This is a genomic window from Diaphorobacter caeni, assembly GCF_015354245.1.
Taxonomy (GTDB): Bacteria; Pseudomonadota; Gammaproteobacteria; order Burkholderiales; family Burkholderiaceae_C; genus Diaphorobacter_A; species Diaphorobacter_A caeni.
This window is the reverse complement of the sequence record NZ_JADKYZ010000001.1, coordinates 305551-323671: the sequence shown is the minus strand read 5'-3', so window position 1 is coordinate 323671 and position 18121 is coordinate 305551. Positions and strand designations below refer to the sequence as shown.

Here is an 18121-nt window from a genome sequence, read left to right as displayed (position 1 = left end):
TCGCGCAACGCTGAGGATGCGCTGCCCAATGTCGATCAGGCTTCGGGCGTGAAATCCAGCGTGTAGTTCTGTGGGCCGCGCTGGGCGATCTTGAGCGCGCCGATGCGGTTGCCCAGTTCCGCGCACTTGGCCAGCGCCCAGCCGCGCTCCAGACCGAAGAGCAGCGCGCCGCGCCATGCATCGCCGCAGCCGGTGGGGTCCACCACTTCCTTGGCCTTGATCGGGGCGACGCGTTGCTGCTCGCCGTTCTCCCAGACGTCGCAGCCCTCGCCGCCCAGCGTCACGACCAGTCCGCGCACCTTGCGCGAAATCTCCGCTTCGCTCCAGCCGGTGCGCTCGCAGAGCATCTTGCCTTCGTAGTCGTTCACGGTGACCCATGTGGCCAGCTCGATGAATTGGCGCAGTTCCTCGCCATTGAACATCGGCATCGCCTGGCCCGGATCGAACACGAAAGGAATGCCTGCCGCCTTGAACTGCTCGGCGTGCTGCAGCATCGCGTCGCGTCCGTCCGGCGAGATGATGCCGACCGACGCGGCGATGTCGGCCGTGATCTTGTTCTGGTGCGCCATCGACATCGCACCGGGGTGGAAGCCGTTGATCTGGTTGTTGTCCCGGTCGGTGATGATCATGCACTGCGCGGTGTGCAGCTCGTCGAGCTTGGTCACGAAGCGCGTGTCGATGTTCTGGCTCTTCATGCGCGCGAGATAGTCCACGCCGTCATGGCCGATCACCGCCATCGGCAGCGGCTCGGCGCCCAGCAGCTTGACCGCGTAGGCGATGTTGCCGGCGCAGCCGCCAAAGTCGCGGCGCAGCGTGGGCACGAAGAACGAGACGTTCAGGATATGCAGTTGATCGGGCAGGATCTGCTCGGCAAAGCGACCCTCGAAGGTCATGATGGTGTCGTAGGCGAGAGAGCCACAGATCAGTACAGCCATAGTTCAGCCAATATTCAAAAGGTAGAAAGTCAAAGAAGAAAAGACGGAAGCAGAAGGTCAGGGATAGAAGGCCAGCAGGCGATACCCCGTGACGCGGTCCGCGACCTCGGGCACCTGCAGCTTGACGACGCCGCTCCACTCCCCACGAGCCACCAGCTCGGCGGGCGCGCCCGTGTCCTCGCGCTTGAGCACGCGGCGCAGCACCGGCTGGTCGCTCGAATCGGTGAGCGTCAACTCCAGCGCGGGCATCTCCAGCACCATGTCGGCCGTGCTCTTGAGCGCGACCTGCAGATTGAACGAGCTCGCATCGTCGCGCACGCGCGTGAAGGTCGAGCTGTCGATGGCCACCGACGAGATCAGGCGCGGCAGACCCACCTCGCACTTGAGCGGCTGGCACAGCTGCTCGAGCACCGGGCGCAACGCCGGGTACATCGCGGCAAGGCGATTGCGCTCTGCCACCGCGTATTGGCCTGCGAACCCCGCGACCAATCCCACCGACGCCAACAGCAGCAGCCCGCGCACCGTCGGCTTGCTCCAGAAAGCCTTGCGCCGCGCGTCGCGCATGAAGCCCACTTCGTCTTCCGACGGCTTGGCGACCGCTTGTTCAGGATCCGACTCTTGCGTCGCTTGCTCCTGCGTGGCAGGCTCCGGATCCACTGGATCAGTCTGCGCCGCAACCGGCTCGCCGTCTGTCTTGTCGGAGCCCTCGGGAGCCGCCTGCTCGCCGGACTGTTCAGCCTCGGCCTCGGCTTCGGCGTGCGGCTTGCCGGACGCATCATCCAACGCCGACTCCAATGTCGGCTCCACCCGCTCGGGTTCTGCGGCGGGTGCCTCGTCGTGCTCGTCAGCGGCGACTTCACGGGCCTCCCGCTCGGCGATGATCACCGGCTCATTCACCAGTTCATGCTGCCGCGATGCCTCGAACGTGAGTTCCGGCATCTCTTCACCCTCTTCATCTCCTTCATCCCGAAGGTCCTGCGAATGCAGCTCAGGGTCCTGCGAGATGATGGCGTGATGTGGCGCGGCGACCGCCTTGGTAGTGTCCGTGTCCAGCGTAGGCTCGATGTGCGTTTCCGCCTCGATGGCTTCGCTCTTGGCTTCGGTCTCTGCGACCGAGTCGGAGTCGGACTCGGACTTGGGCTCGAGCTCATGCTCCCGCCCCTGCTCTGCCTCGAGCAGACGCGACGACACGAACTCGGGCTCGGCGCGCTGCGCTGCCAACGCACTCAGCGCAGTCGCGGCTGCAGGCTTGATGGCCTGCGGCTCGGGCCTCCAGCCGGGTGGCACCACATTCGCTTCGAGCCGCGAGCCGTACTGGACCTGTGGCGGCATCGGTGCCGGGGGATAATTTCCCGCCCATGGCTGATGAGCCGCAGAAACCCGCGCAGCGGCTGGCGATGACGAAGGCAAAGGCGATGGTGATGGTGATGGCGATGGCGATGGCGATGGCGATGGCGACACCGTGCCTTCAACGCTTTCCTGCGCGAGGTGTTGAATGGAGGCGTTGGAGAAGCCCGTGACGCTTGCACGCGCGTTGCTCCAGACGCTCGGGCGCTCTTCCTGCGCCGGAACATTCTGCGCAAAGCTCGCGACCGGAGTGGGCGGAACCAGCACCGTCGGCGCGGCGCTCGCTGCAGGCGCGGGCGGCGGAATGTCCTGCTGCGGCTGCGCCTCGACAGGCACGGCCGGTGTTGCGGTCGGAACCGGTGGAGCCGAAGCAATCAAATCCGTTTGCTGCGAGGGCGCTGCAGCCGGAGCCATCGACTCCGCCGTGGATTCATCCTTGGCCTGCGGCACCGGCGCATAGCGCACATCCGCCAGCAGATTGGCCGATGCGTCGAACACCTCCTTGCAGCGACCGCAGCGCACCCATCCCCCTGAGATCCTCAGTTGGTCGGGGACAACTCTGAAACTGGTTCGGCAGGCGGGGCAGCGGGTAATCTGGCTCATCGGCTTTGCATTGTAGGGGCAGCCTCCGGGCGACACTACCGCTGCATCGTGCAAGCAGAAGCAACAGCCTTTCAGCGGGTCACGGAGGGGCCATCAACGGCGGGCCGTCATGAGAATCCAGCCGTCTTCGCGGTCGCTCACCTCAAGCTGCACCCACGGCGCGTAGGCGGCCTTGAGCTCGTCTTCCTGGCGCTCGAGAATGCCCGCCATCACCAGCGATCCGCCCGCCTCGACGTGCGAGCACAGCAACGGAGCGAGCATCTTGAGCGGCGTGGCCAGAATGTTGGCCAGCACCACGTTGTAGGTGCCGACCGCCTTGTCCGGCAGACCCGCGTGCAGCGAAACCTCGTTGGCCAGCGCATTGGCCACGGTGGAGTCCACTGCCGCCTGATCGATGTCGACCGCGACGATGTCCTTGGCGCCGAACTTGGCCGCGCCGATCGCCAGAATGCCGGAGCCACAGCCGTAGTCGAGCACACGGGCGGGCGGGTTGGACGGCTCGACGTTCTTCGCGATCCAGCGCAGGCACATGCGGGTGGTCGGGTGCGTGCCGGTGCCGAACGCCAATCCCGGATCCAGGCGGATGCAGTGCCTGGCGGCGGCGGGAGGCTCATGCCACGAAGGCACGATCCAGAAATCTTCGGTGATGTCGACCGGCGCGAACTGCGACTGCGTGATGCGCACCCAGTCCTGGTCCTCGACTTCGGCGAGGCCCAGAATCTTGCTGCCTTCAAAGAAGTCCTGCACCTGCAGCAGCGCCTGCGCCTCCTCGGCCTGCTCGCGCGTCTGGAACAGCGCGACGATGCGGCTGCGATTCCAGCCGCCCTTGGGCGCGGGCATGCCGGGCTCGCCGAACAGCGCCTGCTCGGCATCGGTCTGCGCGTCGGCGTCGTCAACGGTCACGCTCAGGGCATCCAGCGCCTCCAGCGCATCGCTCAGGTCTTCGACCCGGTCCTCGGTACACAGCAAGGAAAGTTCAAACATGGAGGCACCTTCTTCCTCAAATAAAACATGCCGGCAGTCTTCTTCAAACTGCCAGCATGGTGTCAAAACCGCGCGGCCACCATGACCGCGCGTTGCAGGGCAAAAAGCTCAGCGCTTGCGCTGCTCCAGCCACTGCTCCAGATAATGGATGTTCGTTCCGCCCGCATTGAACTTGGCGTCCACCATGATGTCGCGATGCAGCGGCACGTTGGAGTTGATGCCCTCGATCACGGTCTCGGAGAGTGCCGTGCGCATGCGCGCAATCGCCTCTTCACGGGTATCTCCGTGAACGATGAGCTTGCCGATCATCGAATCGTAGTTCGGTGGCACGAAATAGTTCGTGTAGACATGCGAGTCCACGCGCACGCCCGGACCACCCGGCGCATGCCACATGGTGATCTTGCCCGGCGACGGGATGAACTTGTAGGGGTCTTCCGCGTTGATGCGGCATTCGATCGCGTGACCGCGGATCTCGATCTGGCGCTGCGTGAACGGCAGCTTTTCGCCGGCGGCGACCAGGATCTGCGTCTTCACGATGTCCACGCCGGTGATCCATTCCGTCACCGGATGCTCCACCTGCACGCGGGTGTTCATCTCGATGAAGTAGAACTCGCCGTTTTCATAGAGGAACTCGAACGTGCCCGCACCGCGGTAGCCGATCTTCTTGCAGGCGGTCACGCAACGCTCGCCGATCTTCTCGATCAGCTTGCGTGGAATGCCCGGAGCCGGAGCTTCTTCGATGACCTTCTGGTGGCGGCGCTGCATGGAGCAGTCGCGTTCGCCCAGATAGACGGCATTCTTGAACTTGTCGGCGATGATCTGGATTTCGATGTGGCGCGGGTTCTGGAGAAACTTCTCCATGTACACGGCCGGATTGCCGAATGCGGTGCCCGCTTCGGCCTTGGTCATCTGCACGGCGTTGACGAGCGCCGCCTCGGTGTGCACCACGCGCATGCCGCGACCGCCGCCGCCGCCTGCCGCCTTGATGATCACGGGATAGCCGACCGAGCGCGCAATGCGGCGGATCGCGACCGGATCATCGGGCAGCTCGCCGTCGGAGCCGGGAACGCAGGGCACGCCCGCGCGGATCATCGCCTGCTTGGCCGACACCTTGTCGCCCATGATGCGGATCGATTCCGGCGTGGGGCCGATGAACTGGAAACCGCTCTTTTCCACGCGCTCGGCGAAATCGGCGTTCTCGGAGAGAAAGCCGTAGCCGGGGTGAATGGCTTCCGCGTCGGTCACTTCCGCTGCGGAAATGATCGCCGGCATATTCAGGTAGGACAGTCCGGACGGCGCAGGGCCGATGCAGACCGCTTCCTCGGCAAGCTTGACATACTTGGCATCGCGATCGGCCTCGGAATAGACCATCACCGCCTTGACGCCCAGCTCGCGGCACGCGCGCTGAATTCGCAGAGCGATCTCACCGCGGTTTGCAACCAGGATTTTCTTGAACATGAAGTGGCCGCTTTACTCGATCACGAACAGTGGCTGACCGTATTCGACCGCCTGACCGTTTTCGGCCAGAACACGGGTGACCGTGCCGGACTTGTCGGCTTCGATCTCGTTGAGAATCTTCATCGCTTCGATGATGCACAGCGTGTCGCCTTCCTTGACCTGGGCACCGATTTCCACGAAGGCCTTCGCACCAGGGCTGGCCGCGCGGTAGAACGTGCCGACCATCGGCGACTTGACGGAATGGCCTGCAGGTGCGGCGGGTGCGGCTTCGGCTGCAGGTGCGCCTGCGGCGGCGGCCGGGGCGGCTGCAGCCACGGGCTGAGCGGCCATCATCGGAGCGGCAACCAGTTGCTGAACGACGGCGCCACCGCCCTTGACGATGCGCACTTTGCCCTCGGCTTCGGTGATCTCGAGTTCAGAAACGTTCGACTCGGACACCAGGTCGATGAGGGTCTTAAGTTTTCGCAAATCCATGGGAGCTCCAACGGCTAGAAACAGAATGGGGCGCAAATTTACCCTAATTTCAGCCTATTGCATCGAAATTGACGCAAATATCTGCATCTCCAACAGGGGATGCCTTGCTTTTCAGACCTCCGAAGACCATTGCGCCAAGTCTTTTTCGGTCAACTGCCCCATTTTACGCCTCAAGATGTTCCCATCTTTTCCAAACAGGACTGAAAACGGCAGACCACCCACTTCGTTGCCAAGCGCTCGGCCGAGGTCGGTGCCGGTCAAACCCGCGAGTGCAATCGGAAAATCGAGCGGCATCCGGTCCAGAAACTTGCGCACGGCTGCAGGCTGATCAATGGCCAATCCGAGCACTTGGAAGCCCTTGCCAGCATGCGCTCCGTAAAAGCTGTTGAGCAGCGGGAGTTCTTCCACGCACGGCGGACACCAGGTCGCCCAGAAGTTCAGCAGCAGTGGACGACCATGAAACTTGCGCATGGTCAAGGTTGCGCCGTCCAAGGTTTCCATCGACGCGTTCCAGAACGAGGCCTCCACGCCGTCCGGCACATCGTGCGGCCGCAAGCGCCACCAAGCGAAACCGGCCCCTGCCACCGCCGCCGCCGCGCCGACGCCCGCCATCATCCAGCCGCGCCGCGTCGCGGGATGGGCGGACTGTGCCGACGACTTGGCGTCTGCGGGCTGTTGCGGATCGGAATCGATGGGCGAGGACATGTTGGGGAACGCTTACCTGAAAAATTGAAGGGGGACGAAGCAACAAAAACGACTGCAGCGGGCCGCGACGCAATCTCAGAGCACTTCGTCCGGCTGCGCGAGCAAGGCGCGCACGGCGGCGATGTCTCCGCGCGGCAGTCGCCCGCGCGAATCGGGCTTCAGGGCACCGCGCAGATCGTCGAGGTCATACACCATCAGATGCACGCCGATGTGCTCACCGAGTTCCTGCGACAGACTGCTCACGCTCAGGGCATCGACCAGTTCGCCGCGAAAACCCGTCACGGAACGAGGTTCGTAATCTACATGATGGTCTATCAAACAGATCTCTGCAGATTTGGAGTCATCGCAAAACATCTGCACATAAATATCCGACAGCCGGGTCGCGGTGCCATGCCAGACCGCCCCGGCCAGATACGGCCGGAAGTCCTTCATGCGCTCCATCCAAACCAGCGCGAGCTGGCGCAGCGCACGCAATTCGGCTGGCTGGGTGTCGGCACAGAAAAGACCGATGTATTCACGCACGGCGTCTTCGACCAGATCGTTGTCCGGCAGCGCGGTGCGTGCGGGCAGCCCGAGCTGCTTGACGGCGCGGCGCTTGGCGGCGCCCCATTCCTGGCCCTCTTCCACCACGAGCCGTGCCGCGACGTTGGCGATTTCTGCAGCAAGAGAGTCATTCATGGCGGCCATCCTGTTCTGAGCGCATCGTCCACGCAATGGTTGGAAACGGAAAAGAAGATCGGTGCTCGAAGGCATTGTCGCCCCAATGCCAATACCCGAAATATTGCGTGACATACTGAAAGCGCATATGAGCGGCCAACTCACATTCAGCTACATATTTTCTAGCGCGAGAAGCCCAATGGCAGTCCTCGGTGAGGGCCCATCCGCAACTCGTAGAATCGCTGCATGCACATACATATTCTGGGGATTTGCGGCACCTTCATGGGTGGCGTGGCGGCACTGGCCCGGGAAGCCGGTCATCGCGTGACCGGTTGCGACGCGGGCGTCTACCCGCCGATGAGCGACCAGCTGCGCGCCTTGGGCATCGACCTGATCGAAGGCTACGGCGCCGACCAGCTTGCGCTCAAACCCGATGTCTTCGTGATCGGCAACGTCGTGAGCCGTGCGCGGCTGGCCGACGGCAGCCCCAAGTTTCCGTTGATGGAAGCCATTCTTGATGCTGGTGCGCCCTACATCAGCGGTCCGCAGTGGCTCGCCGAAAACGTGCTGCAGGGTCGCCATGTGCTCGCCATCGCGGGCACTCACGGCAAGACCACGACGACCTCGATGCTCGCCTGGATTCTCGAGCACGCGGGTCGCGAGCCGGGCTTTCTCGTCGGCGGCGTGCCGCTGAACTTCGGTGTCTCCGCGCGGCTGGGCCGCTCGCCCACGCACGAATGGGGAGCCGCCCAGAAAAATCAGGCGCCGCTCTTCGTGATCGAGGCCGATGAATACGACACCGCGTTCTTCGACAAGCGCAGCAAGTTCGTGCACTACCGCCCGCGCACCGCCGTGCTGAACAATCTGGAGTTCGATCACGCCGACATCTTTGACGATCTCGCCGCCATCGAGCGCCAGTTCCACCACCTCGTGCGCACCGTGCCATCGACCGGCCGCGTGGTGGTCAACGCCCTCGAGGAAAGCCTCACCCGCGTGCTGCACACCGGCTGCTGGAGCGAGATCGCATCCTTCGGCGACGCGGTCAGCGATTTCAGCGCGGTCGGCGAGCCCGGCGATTTTGACGTGCTGCACCGTGGCAAGCCCGTCGCCCATGTGAAATGGGAGCTCAGCGGCGTGCACAACCAGCTCAACGCGCTGGCGGCGATCGCGGCGGCAGAGCATGTGGGCGTGACGCCCGAACAGGCCGCCCAGGCGCTGGGCAGCTTCCAGAACGTCAAGCGTCGCATGGAACTGCGCGGCACGGTCAACGGCATCGACGTCTACGACGATTTCGCCCACCACCCCACCGCCCTGCGCACCACGCTGGACGGCCTGCGCCGCGTCGTCGGCAAGGAGGCGCGCATCCTCGCCGCCTTCGAGCCGCGCAGCAACACCATGAAGCTCGGCACGATGAAGTCGCAGCTGCCATGGGCGCTCGCGTCGGCCGATCAGTCGTTCTGCCACACGGCGGGGCTCGACTGGGATGCCGCCGAGGCGCTGGCCCCGCTCGGCGACCGTGCGCACGTGGCGGCAGACATCGACACGCTGATCACCCAGCTCACCGCCGTGGCCCGTCCCGGGGACCACATCGTCTGCATGAGCAACGGCAGCTTCGGCGGCATCCACGCCAAGCTGCTCGCGGCGCTGGCTCCGAAATAATCCTGTCGCCGCCCAGAAACAGAAAACGGTGCCCATGAGCACCGTTTTTGTTTCTGGCCAAGCGCCGGATCAGAAGGTCACGGCCATCGCAGGAATGTCGATGCGCACCGTTTCTCGCTCGAGCGCGGCGCGCGTGGCGCGTGCGAACTGCTGCGACCAGGTGGCATCGGACAGCAGGGCCCGACCCGCGTTCGCGGCCACCACCAGCACCTTGTCGGCCAGCAGCACCTTGCCGCTGGGGCGCAGCGGCTCGCAGTCCAGACGCACGAATTCCGCGTCCAGCCAGCGACGGGCTTCTTCGTTGGACAAGGGCTCAGCGCCCTCCAGATCGAAGCGGAACTCCTGCTCCGGACTCAGAGTCACTGTGACTTCACTGCGCATAGCTTTTCACCTTTGGGCGATGGGAATTGTCGGAATCCGGGGCAGTCGCAAACTTTTCCCCGAATCCCGATTGTCCACTCAAGCGCCGCGGCGAGTCTGTACGGCGGACGACAATTCGGCCATCGTCGCCAGCGAATCCTCCCAGCCGAGGCAGGCGTCGGTGATGCTCTTGCCGTATTCGAGCGCGCTCGGCTCGTCCTTGCCCGGCGTGAACTTCTGCGCACCGGCGTTCAGGTGGCTCTCGATCATCACGCCGAACACCGACTTGGAGCCGCCAGCGATCTGCCCACCGATGTCGAGCGCGACGTCGCGCTGCTTTTCATGCTGCTTGCTCGAATTGGCGTGGCTGCAGTCGACCATCAGCGTGGGCTTGAGGCCCGAGGCTTCGAGGTCCTTGCAGGCGGCGGCGACATGTTCCGCGTCGTAGTTCGGCGTCTTGCCGCCGCGCAGGATGACGTGGCAATCCTGGTTGCCGCTGGTGTGTACGATGGCGACCTGACCGTTCTTGTGCACCGACAGGAAGTGGTGACCACGGCTGGCCGACTGGATCGCGTCGGTGGCGATGCGGATGTTGCCGTCCGTGCCGTTCTTGAAGCCGATGGGCGCCGAGATGCCCGAGGCCAGCTCGCGGTGCACCTGGCTTTCGGTGGTGCGCGCGCCGATGGCGCCCCAGCTGATCAGGTCACCGATGTACTGGGGCGAGATCACGTCGAGGAATTCGCTGCCGGCGGGGATGCCGAGGCGGTTGATGTCGATGAGCAGCTGGCGCGCGATGCGCAGACCCTCGTCGATGCGGTAGCTGCCGTCCAGGTAAGGGTCGTTGATCAGGCCCTTCCAGCCGACCGTCGTGCGTGGCTTCTCGAAGTACACGCGCATCACGATTTCCAGCGTGTCCTTGTACTGCTCGCGCACGGCCTTGAGCTTCTTCGCGTACTCGATGGCGGCGGCCGGATCGTGGATCGAGCAGGGGCCGATGATGACCAGCAGGCGGTCGTCTTCGCCGGACATGATCTTCTGGATGTTCTGGCGCGTGTTGGTGATCAACGTCTCCACTTCGGTCCCGCTGATCGGGAAGAAGCGAATCAAATGTTCCGGAGGAGGCAACATGGTGATGTCCTTGATGCGGTTGTCGTCGGTATTGCTGGTTTTCTCGACGTTGCGATACCAGGCATCAGCGGAAGGAGAGACATTGGCAGTCATGAATTGCGTCCTCGTGGAGTGTGTTGAAGTGTCTGAAAGGAAAACGTTGCGAAAAAAGAAGATGCCGGAAAAACAAAAACCGCCGGGCTTTTCAGCTTCGGCGGTCTTTTGGGGGAACTTGCTTGCTTGTTTATCGTGCGCGCAGTTGCCTCTCATCCGCCTTGGACGAGAACCAAAAGTAAAAGTAAAACGAGCTACGAACTTGCATAAGCATTCAATGTAGCACTTTTTGGTGCGGCGCAACAAGCATTTTTATCGGTAATTTCGCCAATGTGGCAATCATGCCGTTCCGCCGACGGTCAGGCCGTCGATGCGCATGGTCGGCTGTCCGACGCCCACCGGCACGCTCTGGCCTTCCTTGCCGCAGGTGCCGACGCCGCTGTCGAGCTTCATGTCGTTGCCGATCATGCTCACTTTTTTCAGCGACTCGGGGCCGCTGCCGACAATCGTCGCGCCCTTCACGGGGTAGAGGATCTTGCCGTTTTCGACCCAGTAGGCCTCGCTCGCGGAGAACACGAACTTGCCGCTGGTGATGTCGACCTGGCCGCCGCCGAAATTGGTGGCGTAGAGGCCCTTCTTGATCGAGGCAACGATTTCCTTGGGGTCCTTGTCGCCGCCGAGCATGTAGGTATTGGTCATGCGCGGCATGGGAATGTGCGCGTAGCTCTCGCGACGACCGTTGCCCGTGGGCTTGGTCTTCATCAGGCGCGCATTCATCGAGTCCTGGATGTAGCCTTTGAGAATGCCGTCCTCGATGAGCACGTTCTTCTGCGTGGCGTGGCCCTCGTCGTCGACGTTGAGCGAGCCGCGGCGGTCGGCGATGGTGCCGTCGTCGAGCACCGTGACGCCCTTGGCCGCCACGCGCTCGCCGATGCGGCCGCTGAAGGCGCTCGAGCCCTTGCGGTTGAAATCGCCCTCCAGGCCGTGACCCACCGCCTCGTGCAGCAGCACGCCGGGCCAGCCGGGGCCCAGCACCACGGTCATCTCGCCTGCGGGTGCGGGACGCGATTCGAGGTTCACCAGCGCCGCGTTCACCGCCTCGCTCACATATTGGTGAACGAGTTCGTCATCAAAATGGTCGAGGCCAAAGCGACCGCCACCACCGGCGGAGCCGACTTCGCGGCGGCCGTTCTGCTCGGCGATCACGGTGATCGACATGCGCACCAGCGGGCGCACATCGGCCGCCAGCGTGCCGTCGGCGCGGGCCACGAGCACCACGTCATATTCACCGGCCAGGCCCGCCATGACCTGCACCACGCGCGGGTCCTTGGAACGCGCGAGCTTCTCGGCGCGCTCCAGCAGTTGGACCTTGGCCGTGCTGTCCATCGTCGCGATGGGGTCGAGTTCGGGGTAGAGCGAGCGGCTCTGTGCGATCTTGCGCGCGCCCACCTTGGTGCGCGCCGACTTGGCTGCCGAGGCGATCGAGCGCACGGTGCGCGCCGCGTCGAGCAGGGAGGCTTCGGAGATGTCGTCTGAATAGGCGAACGCCGTTTTCTCGCCGCTCACCGCACGCACGCCGACCCCTTGGTCGATGCTGAACGAGCCGGTCTTGACGATGCCCTCTTCCAGACTCCAGCCTTCGCTGCGCGTGTACTGGAAGTAGAGATCGGCGTCGTCTACCTGATGCGCACGGATTTCCGTCAGCGCGCGGGTCAGATGGGACTCATCGAGGCCGAAGGGCTCCAGCAGCAGCTGACGAGCGATGGCCAAACGTTCAATGGTGGGTTCGCGGGAGATCATCCTGCTCATTGTAGAGGGGGCTCGCGATTCGTTTGAAGGTGGCGAGATAGCCCCTCAGACTTTGTTGCAAAGCCTTGCCGTACACGTGTACTGTCTGCGGCTTTGCGTCGCGTCTGAGGGGCTATCTCGCCATTGGAGTTGCAGGTTCATGCACTCTGCTCACTGCTCGGCTCCGCTGTTTGAAAACCGGGGGCGGAAGTTGGGAAACTAGTTTTCCTGGGGAGCTTGGGATGGCTGATTCTGGGCTCTGGCTACCGACATCAGAACGCCAAGCGCCAGACCCAGTGTCACCATCGCGGTGCCGCCGTAGCTCACGAACGGCAGGGGCACGCCGACCACCGGCAGGATGCCGCTGACCATGCCCATGTTCACGAAGGCGTAGGTGAAGAAGATCATCGAGACCGCGCCGGCCATGAGACGACCGAACAGAGAATTGGCGCTCACGGCGATCGCCAGGCCGCGCCAGACCAGCAGCAGAAAGCTGATGATGAGCGCGATGTTGCCGACGAGGCCGAACTCTTCGGAAAACGCGGCGAAGATGAAGTCGGTCGTGCGCTCGGGGATGAACTCCAGATGGGTCTGCGTTCCCGCCATGAAGCCCTTGCCCCAGATGCCGCCCGAGCCGATGGCGATCATGCCCTGAATGATGTGGAAGCCCTTGCCGAGCGGGTCGCGGGTGGGGTCGAGCAGCGTGCAGATGCGCTGCTGCTGGTAGTCATGCAGCACCGGCCAGCGCACGCCTTCCGCGCACAGTTGCGGTTCGAACCAGACGATCAGGAAAATGCCGACCGCACCGATCAGCACCGGCGGCACCACCAGCTTCCACGGCAGCCCGGCGAAGAAGATCACCGACAGGCCGGCCGCCATCACCAGCAGCGAGGTGCCGAGGTCGGGCTGCTTCATGATCAGTCCCACGGGGATCATCAGCAGCACGACGGCGACCACGAAGTCCGCCGCGCGCAACTGCCCTTCACGTTTCTGAAACCACCAGGCCAGCATCAGCGGCGTGGCGATCTTGAGCAGCTCGCTCGGCTGGATCACCACGCCCACGTTGATCCAGCGCTGGGCCCCCTTCTTGGTGATGCCGAACAGCGCCACCGCCACCAGCAGCGCCACGCCCAGCGTGTAGAGCGGCACGGCCAGCGCCATGAGTTTCTGGGGCGGCACCTGTGACACGCAAAACAGAATGCCTGCCGCGAGAAGAATATTGCGGCCGTGGTCCATGAACCGCGTGCCGTGGTCGTACCCCGACGAATACATGGCCGTGAGCCCGATGGACGTGAGGATCAGCAAAAGAGCGATCAACGGCCAATCGAACCCGCGCAGCAGGGGCATGACACGCTGGAGCAGCGTAGGTTTGTCGAAAACGGCGGACATGGCGCGCGATTATCCCAGTGCGGCGCACAACCCTTCATGGCGGGTGCAGAATCTCCTCTCACCATTCGCGTAAACAACTGTCCAGGGTCGCGCCGCGCGCGCTCCCACGGTCCCATTCATGTCCACGACGCATCTGCTCTATCTGCACGGTTTCCGTTCCTCGCCCCGCTCCGCCAAGGCCCAGATGACCGCCGCCCACGTGACGCGCACGCATCCACAGGTGCATTTCTGGTGCCCTCAACTGCCGCCCTCCCCCGCCGAAGCCATGGCCATGGTGACGGAAGGCACGAGCCACTGGCCGCGCGACACGACTGCGGTCATCGGCTCGTCGCTGGGCGGCTTCTACGCCAGCTGGTTCGCGCAGCACATGGGCTGCACAAGCGTGATGCTCAACCCCGCCGTCAATCCGGCGCGCGATCTGCAGCGCCACATCGGCGACCAGACGGCCTGGCACAACCCGAACGAGCACTTCTATTTCCAGCCGCACTTCGTTGACGAGCTCAAGGGGCTGGACGTGCGCCACCTGCCGCCCGCCGGGCCCGAAATGGCCATCATCGCCAAGGGTGACGAGCTGCTCGACTGGCACGAGATGGCCGAGCGCTATGCGAGCGCCGAGCTGCACATCCTCGAAGGCGGCGACCATGCGCTCAGCGACTTCGAGAAGCACCTCGAAGACGTGATCCGCTTTTGTCGACTGGCCTGAGCCTCCCGTTCGCCTGACCGCGCAACGCGATCCGGGGTGAAGACTCGAGGCGCCCCGAAGGAGGTGGCGTCAGTGCGATGACGCGGGCAGCGGCTGCTTGTCCACGAAGGCCTTGTACGCATCGGGATAGGCCTTCTGGAGCAACGCCATGTGCTCATTCGCCTCGCTGTCCGCGCCGAGAAGCCGGGAGCTTTCGATCAGCTTGGTGATCACGCGCGGCTCGGGCGAGTAGTGCAGCATGCGCCGCGCCATCGCATGCATCTGCACCGCGTTCTCGGCCGTCACGGTAGTGGTGGTGAGCCATGCGAACTCGGCCTGATCGGTGAAGAATTCCGAGTCTTCGCTGACCTCCCGCGCCGTGAGGTGACGCCACTGCGCCTCGCGATGCTGCGGCGCCTGGTACAGCGCGGCCATGCGGCGGAAGTCGCTGCTGATCCAGTAGGCGCCCACCAGCCACGCCGCGCAGGACACGAGCAACGCCACCTGCCGCCGCGTGGCGGTGCGGGCGGAAAGTTCCACCGGCTTCACCGGCAGCACCAGAATCGCGATGGCGATGACCGCGACGAGCTGGAACGGCCCGTACCACAGCGGAAACTCGAGCATGCTGTGCATGCCGATCAGCGCGAGCGCCCCCCAGGCCAACTGGCGTGCACCATCGGTCTCGCGCCATGGCTTGAAACGCCAGACCGCCCAGAGCACGAAGGCGCAGACCGCCAGCGCCACCGGCAGACCGAGCTCCACGGCCAGGTGCAGCGGCAGGTTGTGCGCGTTGTCGAGCAGCACACAGAAACGCTCGTTCGGGAACGCGGTACTGTAGTGGGCATAGTCCAGCTCGCCCCAGCCCCAGCCGAACCACGGCCGCTGCTCGATCAGATACACCATGTTCGACCACAGCGTGAGACGGCTCGTGCAGCGGTGCGAGGTATCGGCCACGCGCATGAAAAGGCCATCCATCTGCACGCCGCTCCAGCGCAGCAGCAGCTCGGGCAGCAGCCACGCCGAAAACAGATAGGCCAGCAATCCGGCCACGCCCAGCGCCAACCCCAGCCTGCCCACGCTCTTGCGCCAGAACCAGAGCATCACCACCAGCGCCAGCCACTCGACCGCGCCGGTGCGCGACGCGGTCACCCCGCTGCCCATGGCGAGCAGCACCAGCAGCCACGGTGCGGCCGCCGCAAAGACCGTGAGCCAATGATGGTGCTCGCCAGTCGGCGCGTCGAAATCCACGGGCGTGCGTCTGCGCAGCCAGCGCGACGAGCACAGCAGCAGCGCAAGCGCGCTCATCAGCAGCAGCGTCGCCTGCTGGTTGCGCTGGCGCACGTTGCCAATGGCCTGCCCCAGCGTGCTCTGGTAGATCCACGGCGACAGTCCCACGTCGCCCCGAAAGAACTGAATCAGTCCGATGACGGACGCGAGCGCGCCCGCCAGCATCAATCCGCAGGCCAGGCTTTGACCGAGTTCCGCGCGCAGCCCAGCGGGCCGGCCCACGAGCGGGATGCAGAGCATCACGATCAGCCAGCCGCACAGCGCGCTTGCCACCAGCGGCCAGAAATTCGTCAGGGGCGACTGGGTATGGGCGAAGAGAAAAGGAATGGCCACGGCCAGACTCTTCAGGGCCAGGGCAAAGACGTGAGTGACTGCTTTCATGGGTGCGCGCCATTGCATGCGCGTAGGACAAGCCGTGAATCATAGACCTGCGGGCCTCCGCCGCCCTGCGCCAACCGCAAATCCTTGTGTCCAACTGGGCACCTGCGCATGCGGGTCCTCGCGCCATGGGAAAATAGCCGTCATGCATGCACTATTCGAAGAAGCCGGCAAGTTTCAGGCTGGCCGCATCCTCTCTGAGGCGGAAAGCTCGGCCCAGATCGAGCTGGACACAGGAAAACGCGTCAAGGTCAAGGCCGCCAACATCCTGATGAAGTTCGACAAGCCCGCGCCCGCAGAATTGCTGGCCAAGGGCCGCGAACTGGCTGCCACCATCGATCTCGATCTGGCCTGGGAATTCGCGCCCGAGGGCGAGTTCGGCTTTGCCGATCTGGCCCGCGACTATTTTTCCGAGTCCGCTTCGATCACCGAACAGGCCGCCGCGCTGCTCGCGCTGCACGAGGCCCCGCACTATTTCCGACGCGCGGGCAAGGGCCGTTTCAAGAAAGCGCCCGCAGAAATCCTGCAGCAGGCGCTGGCCGGCATCGAGAAGAAGCGGCTGATTCAGGAGCAGATCACCGCCTGGGCGCAGGAGCTCGGCACCGGCGTATGCCCGCAGCCAATCCGCGACCAGCTCTACAAGATCCTGTTCAAGCCCGACAAGAACGCCCCCGAATACAAGGCCGTGGTCGAGGCCAGCCGCGCCACGCACAAGGCGCCGCTCGACCTGCTGCAGGCGGCGGGCGCCATCGACTCGGCCTACGAGTTCCACTGGAAGCGCTTCCTGTTCGAGAACTTCCCCAAAGGCACCGGCTTTGCGCAGCTCAGCGCGCCCCAGCCGCCGCAGGATCTGCCGCTCGCGCCCGTGCAGGCCTATTCCATCGACGATTCCCAGACCACCGAAATCGACGATGCGCTCTCCGTGCAGGGCCTCGGCACTGGTACCATCACGCTGGGCGTGCACATCGCCGCGCCGGGTCTGGCGATCGTGCCCGGCACGCCGCTGGACCAGCTCGGCCGCTCGCGCCTGTCCACCGTCTACATGCCGGGCTACAAGATCACCATGCTGCCCGACGAAGTGGTGAAGATCTACACCCTCGACGAAGGCCGCGCCAACCCCGCCGTCTCCCTGTACGCGACGATCAACGAAGAGACGCTGGAGATCACCGGCACCGAGACCAAGCTGGAGCGCGTGCCCGTCGCCGTCAACCTGCGCCACGACAAGCTCGATCACATCGTCACCGAAGAATGGCTGAACGACGCGTCGATCACGGTCGACGGCACGCCGCAGGAGCTGCTGGATCGCCGCAGCGAAATGTCCTTCCTGTTCCGGCTCGCCCAGAAGCTCAAGGCCGACCGCGAGATCGTGCGCGGCAAGCCCGAGACCTTCAACCGTCCCGACTACAACTTCCGCCTCGACGGCAACGACGGCGCGGAGCCCACCGGCAACGAGACCGTCAGCATCACCACGCGCAAGCGCGGTGCGCCGCTCGACCTCATCGTCGCCGAGGCCGCCATCGTCGCCAACAGCACCTGGGGACAACTGCTCGCCGATCACGGCGTGCCCGGCATCTATCGCAGCCAGTACTCACTCGCTCCCGGCGTGAAAGTGCGCATGGGCACCAAGGCCCAGCCGCACGCGGGCATCGGCGTGAAGTGCTATGCATGGTCCACCTCGCCGCTGCGTCGCTATGTCGATCTGGTGAACCAGTGGCAGATCATCGCCTGCGCCCGCCACGGCAAGACCGCCGCGCTCGCCGCGCCGTTCAAGCCCAAGGATGCGGACCTGTTCTCGATCATCTCCAGCTTCGACGCTGCCTACGGCGCCTACAACGGCTACCAGGCCGGCATGGAACGCTTCTGGACGCTCAAGTATCTGGAGCAGAACGGCATCACCGAACTCGAAGCCACCGTCATCAAGGACAACGGCGGAGCCGGCATGCTTGTGCGTGCCGATGCGCTTCCGCTGGTCATCTCGGTGCTCGGCGCGCAGAACCTGCCGCGCGGCGCACGCGCGCTCATCAGGCTCGGCGACATCGACGAAATCACGCTCGACATCCACGGCACCGTGCTGCAGCGTCTCGATGATCCGAATGACCCGAGCGATGACGGCGAAGTCAGCGAAGAAGACGAGGACGACGATTCGGTCGCCGGCCCGATCGCGATTGCGGTCGACGTCAACGAGAGCGATGCGGCAGATGCGCCACAGGCTGCACAAGCCAAGCCCCAAAGCTCCGACAACAGTTGATAATCA

15 protein-coding genes are annotated in these 18121 nt (G+C 64.2%); 3 read left to right on the top strand and 12 right to left on the bottom strand.

All coding sequences use genetic code 11. The annotated features are described in order from the left end of the window. Positions 1–35: 35 nt before the first annotated feature. The 7 genes from ISG32_RS01455 to ISG32_RS01425 form a co-directional block, all read right to left on the bottom strand. Positions 36–935 (bottom strand): carbohydrate kinase family protein, encoded by a 900-nt coding sequence (locus ISG32_RS01455; RefSeq protein WP_194769245.1) that lies wholly within the window; start codon positions 933–935, stop codon positions 36–38. A gap of 57 nt (positions 936–992) precedes the next feature. Further along, positions 993–2885, bottom strand: a complete 1893-nt coding sequence (locus ISG32_RS01450) for a DUF3426 domain-containing protein (protein WP_194769244.1) — start codon at positions 2883–2885, stop codon at positions 993–995. A 93-nt stretch (positions 2886–2978) separates the two neighbouring features. After that, positions 2979–3869 (bottom strand): 50S ribosomal protein L11 methyltransferase, encoded by an 891-nt coding sequence (prmA, locus tag ISG32_RS01445; RefSeq protein ID WP_194769243.1) that lies wholly within the window; start codon positions 3867–3869, stop codon positions 2979–2981. 108 nt (positions 3870–3977) lie between these two features. After that, the gene (gene accC, locus ISG32_RS01440) at positions 3978–5327 is read right to left on the bottom strand and encodes an acetyl-CoA carboxylase biotin carboxylase subunit (RefSeq protein ID WP_194769242.1); all 1350 of its coding nucleotides are present in this window, start codon (positions 5325–5327) and stop codon (positions 3978–3980) included. Between the two features lie 12 nt (positions 5328–5339). Further along, the gene (gene accB, locus ISG32_RS01435) at positions 5340–5801 is read right to left on the bottom strand and encodes an acetyl-CoA carboxylase biotin carboxyl carrier protein (RefSeq protein WP_194769241.1); all 462 of its coding nucleotides are present in this window, start codon (positions 5799–5801) and stop codon (positions 5340–5342) included. 111 nt (positions 5802–5912) lie between these two features. Then, the gene (locus ISG32_RS01430; RefSeq protein WP_228529519.1) at positions 5913–6416 is read right to left on the bottom strand and encodes a TlpA disulfide reductase family protein; all 504 of its coding nucleotides are present in this window, start codon (positions 6414–6416) and stop codon (positions 5913–5915) included. A gap of 165 nt (positions 6417–6581) precedes the next feature. Further along, positions 6582–7184: a hypothetical protein gene (locus ISG32_RS01425; protein WP_194769239.1), complete on the bottom strand. Its 603-nt coding sequence runs from the start codon at positions 7182–7184 to the stop codon at positions 6582–6584. Positions 7185–7409: 225 nt separating this feature from the next. Here ISG32_RS01425 and mpl point away from each other — a divergent pair, with 225 nt between their 5' ends. After that, complete coding sequence (gene mpl / locus ISG32_RS01420) at positions 7410–8822, top strand: UDP-N-acetylmuramate:L-alanyl-gamma-D-glutamyl-meso-diaminopimelate ligase (RefSeq protein WP_194769238.1); 1413 nt, start codon at positions 7410–7412, stop codon at positions 8820–8822. 69 nt (positions 8823–8891) lie between these two features. Here mpl and ISG32_RS01415 read toward each other — a convergent pair whose 3' ends face one another. The 4 genes from ISG32_RS01415 to rodA form a co-directional block, all read right to left on the bottom strand. Further along, positions 8892–9203 (bottom strand): hypothetical protein, encoded by a 312-nt coding sequence (locus tag ISG32_RS01415; RefSeq protein ID WP_194769237.1) that lies wholly within the window; start codon positions 9201–9203, stop codon positions 8892–8894. Positions 9204–9281: 78 nt separating this feature from the next. Continuing rightward, positions 9282–10403, bottom strand: a complete 1122-nt coding sequence (locus ISG32_RS01410) for a 3-deoxy-7-phosphoheptulonate synthase (RefSeq protein WP_194769236.1) — start codon at positions 10401–10403, stop codon at positions 9282–9284. A gap of 279 nt (positions 10404–10682) precedes the next feature. Further along, on the bottom strand, positions 10683–12143 hold the full coding sequence (tldD, locus tag ISG32_RS01405) for a metalloprotease TldD (RefSeq protein ID WP_194769235.1): 1461 nt from the start codon (positions 12141–12143) through the stop codon (positions 10683–10685). A gap of 207 nt (positions 12144–12350) precedes the next feature. Beyond that, positions 12351–13520, bottom strand: coding sequence for a rod shape-determining protein RodA (rodA, locus tag ISG32_RS01400; protein ID WP_194769234.1), 1170 nt, complete (start codon positions 13518–13520; stop codon positions 12351–12353). Positions 13521–13638: 118 nt separating this feature from the next. On the opposite strand from rodA, the gene ISG32_RS01395 reads away from it, so the two are divergent. Then, on the top strand, positions 13639–14223 hold the full coding sequence (locus ISG32_RS01395; protein WP_194769233.1) for a YqiA/YcfP family alpha/beta fold hydrolase: 585 nt from the start codon (positions 13639–13641) through the stop codon (positions 14221–14223). Between the two features lie 69 nt (positions 14224–14292). Here the strand turns inward: ISG32_RS01395 and ISG32_RS01390 are convergent, their stop codons facing one another. Beyond that, complete coding sequence (locus ISG32_RS01390; protein WP_194769232.1) at positions 14293–15870, bottom strand: PglL family O-oligosaccharyltransferase; 1578 nt, start codon at positions 15868–15870, stop codon at positions 14293–14295. A gap of 142 nt (positions 15871–16012) precedes the next feature. On the opposite strand from ISG32_RS01390, the gene ISG32_RS01385 reads away from it, so the two are divergent. After that, the gene (locus tag ISG32_RS01385; protein ID WP_194769231.1) at positions 16013–18115 is read left to right on the top strand and encodes a ribonuclease catalytic domain-containing protein; all 2103 of its coding nucleotides are present in this window, start codon (positions 16013–16015) and stop codon (positions 18113–18115) included. The last annotated feature ends 6 nt before the right edge of the window (positions 18116–18121 follow it).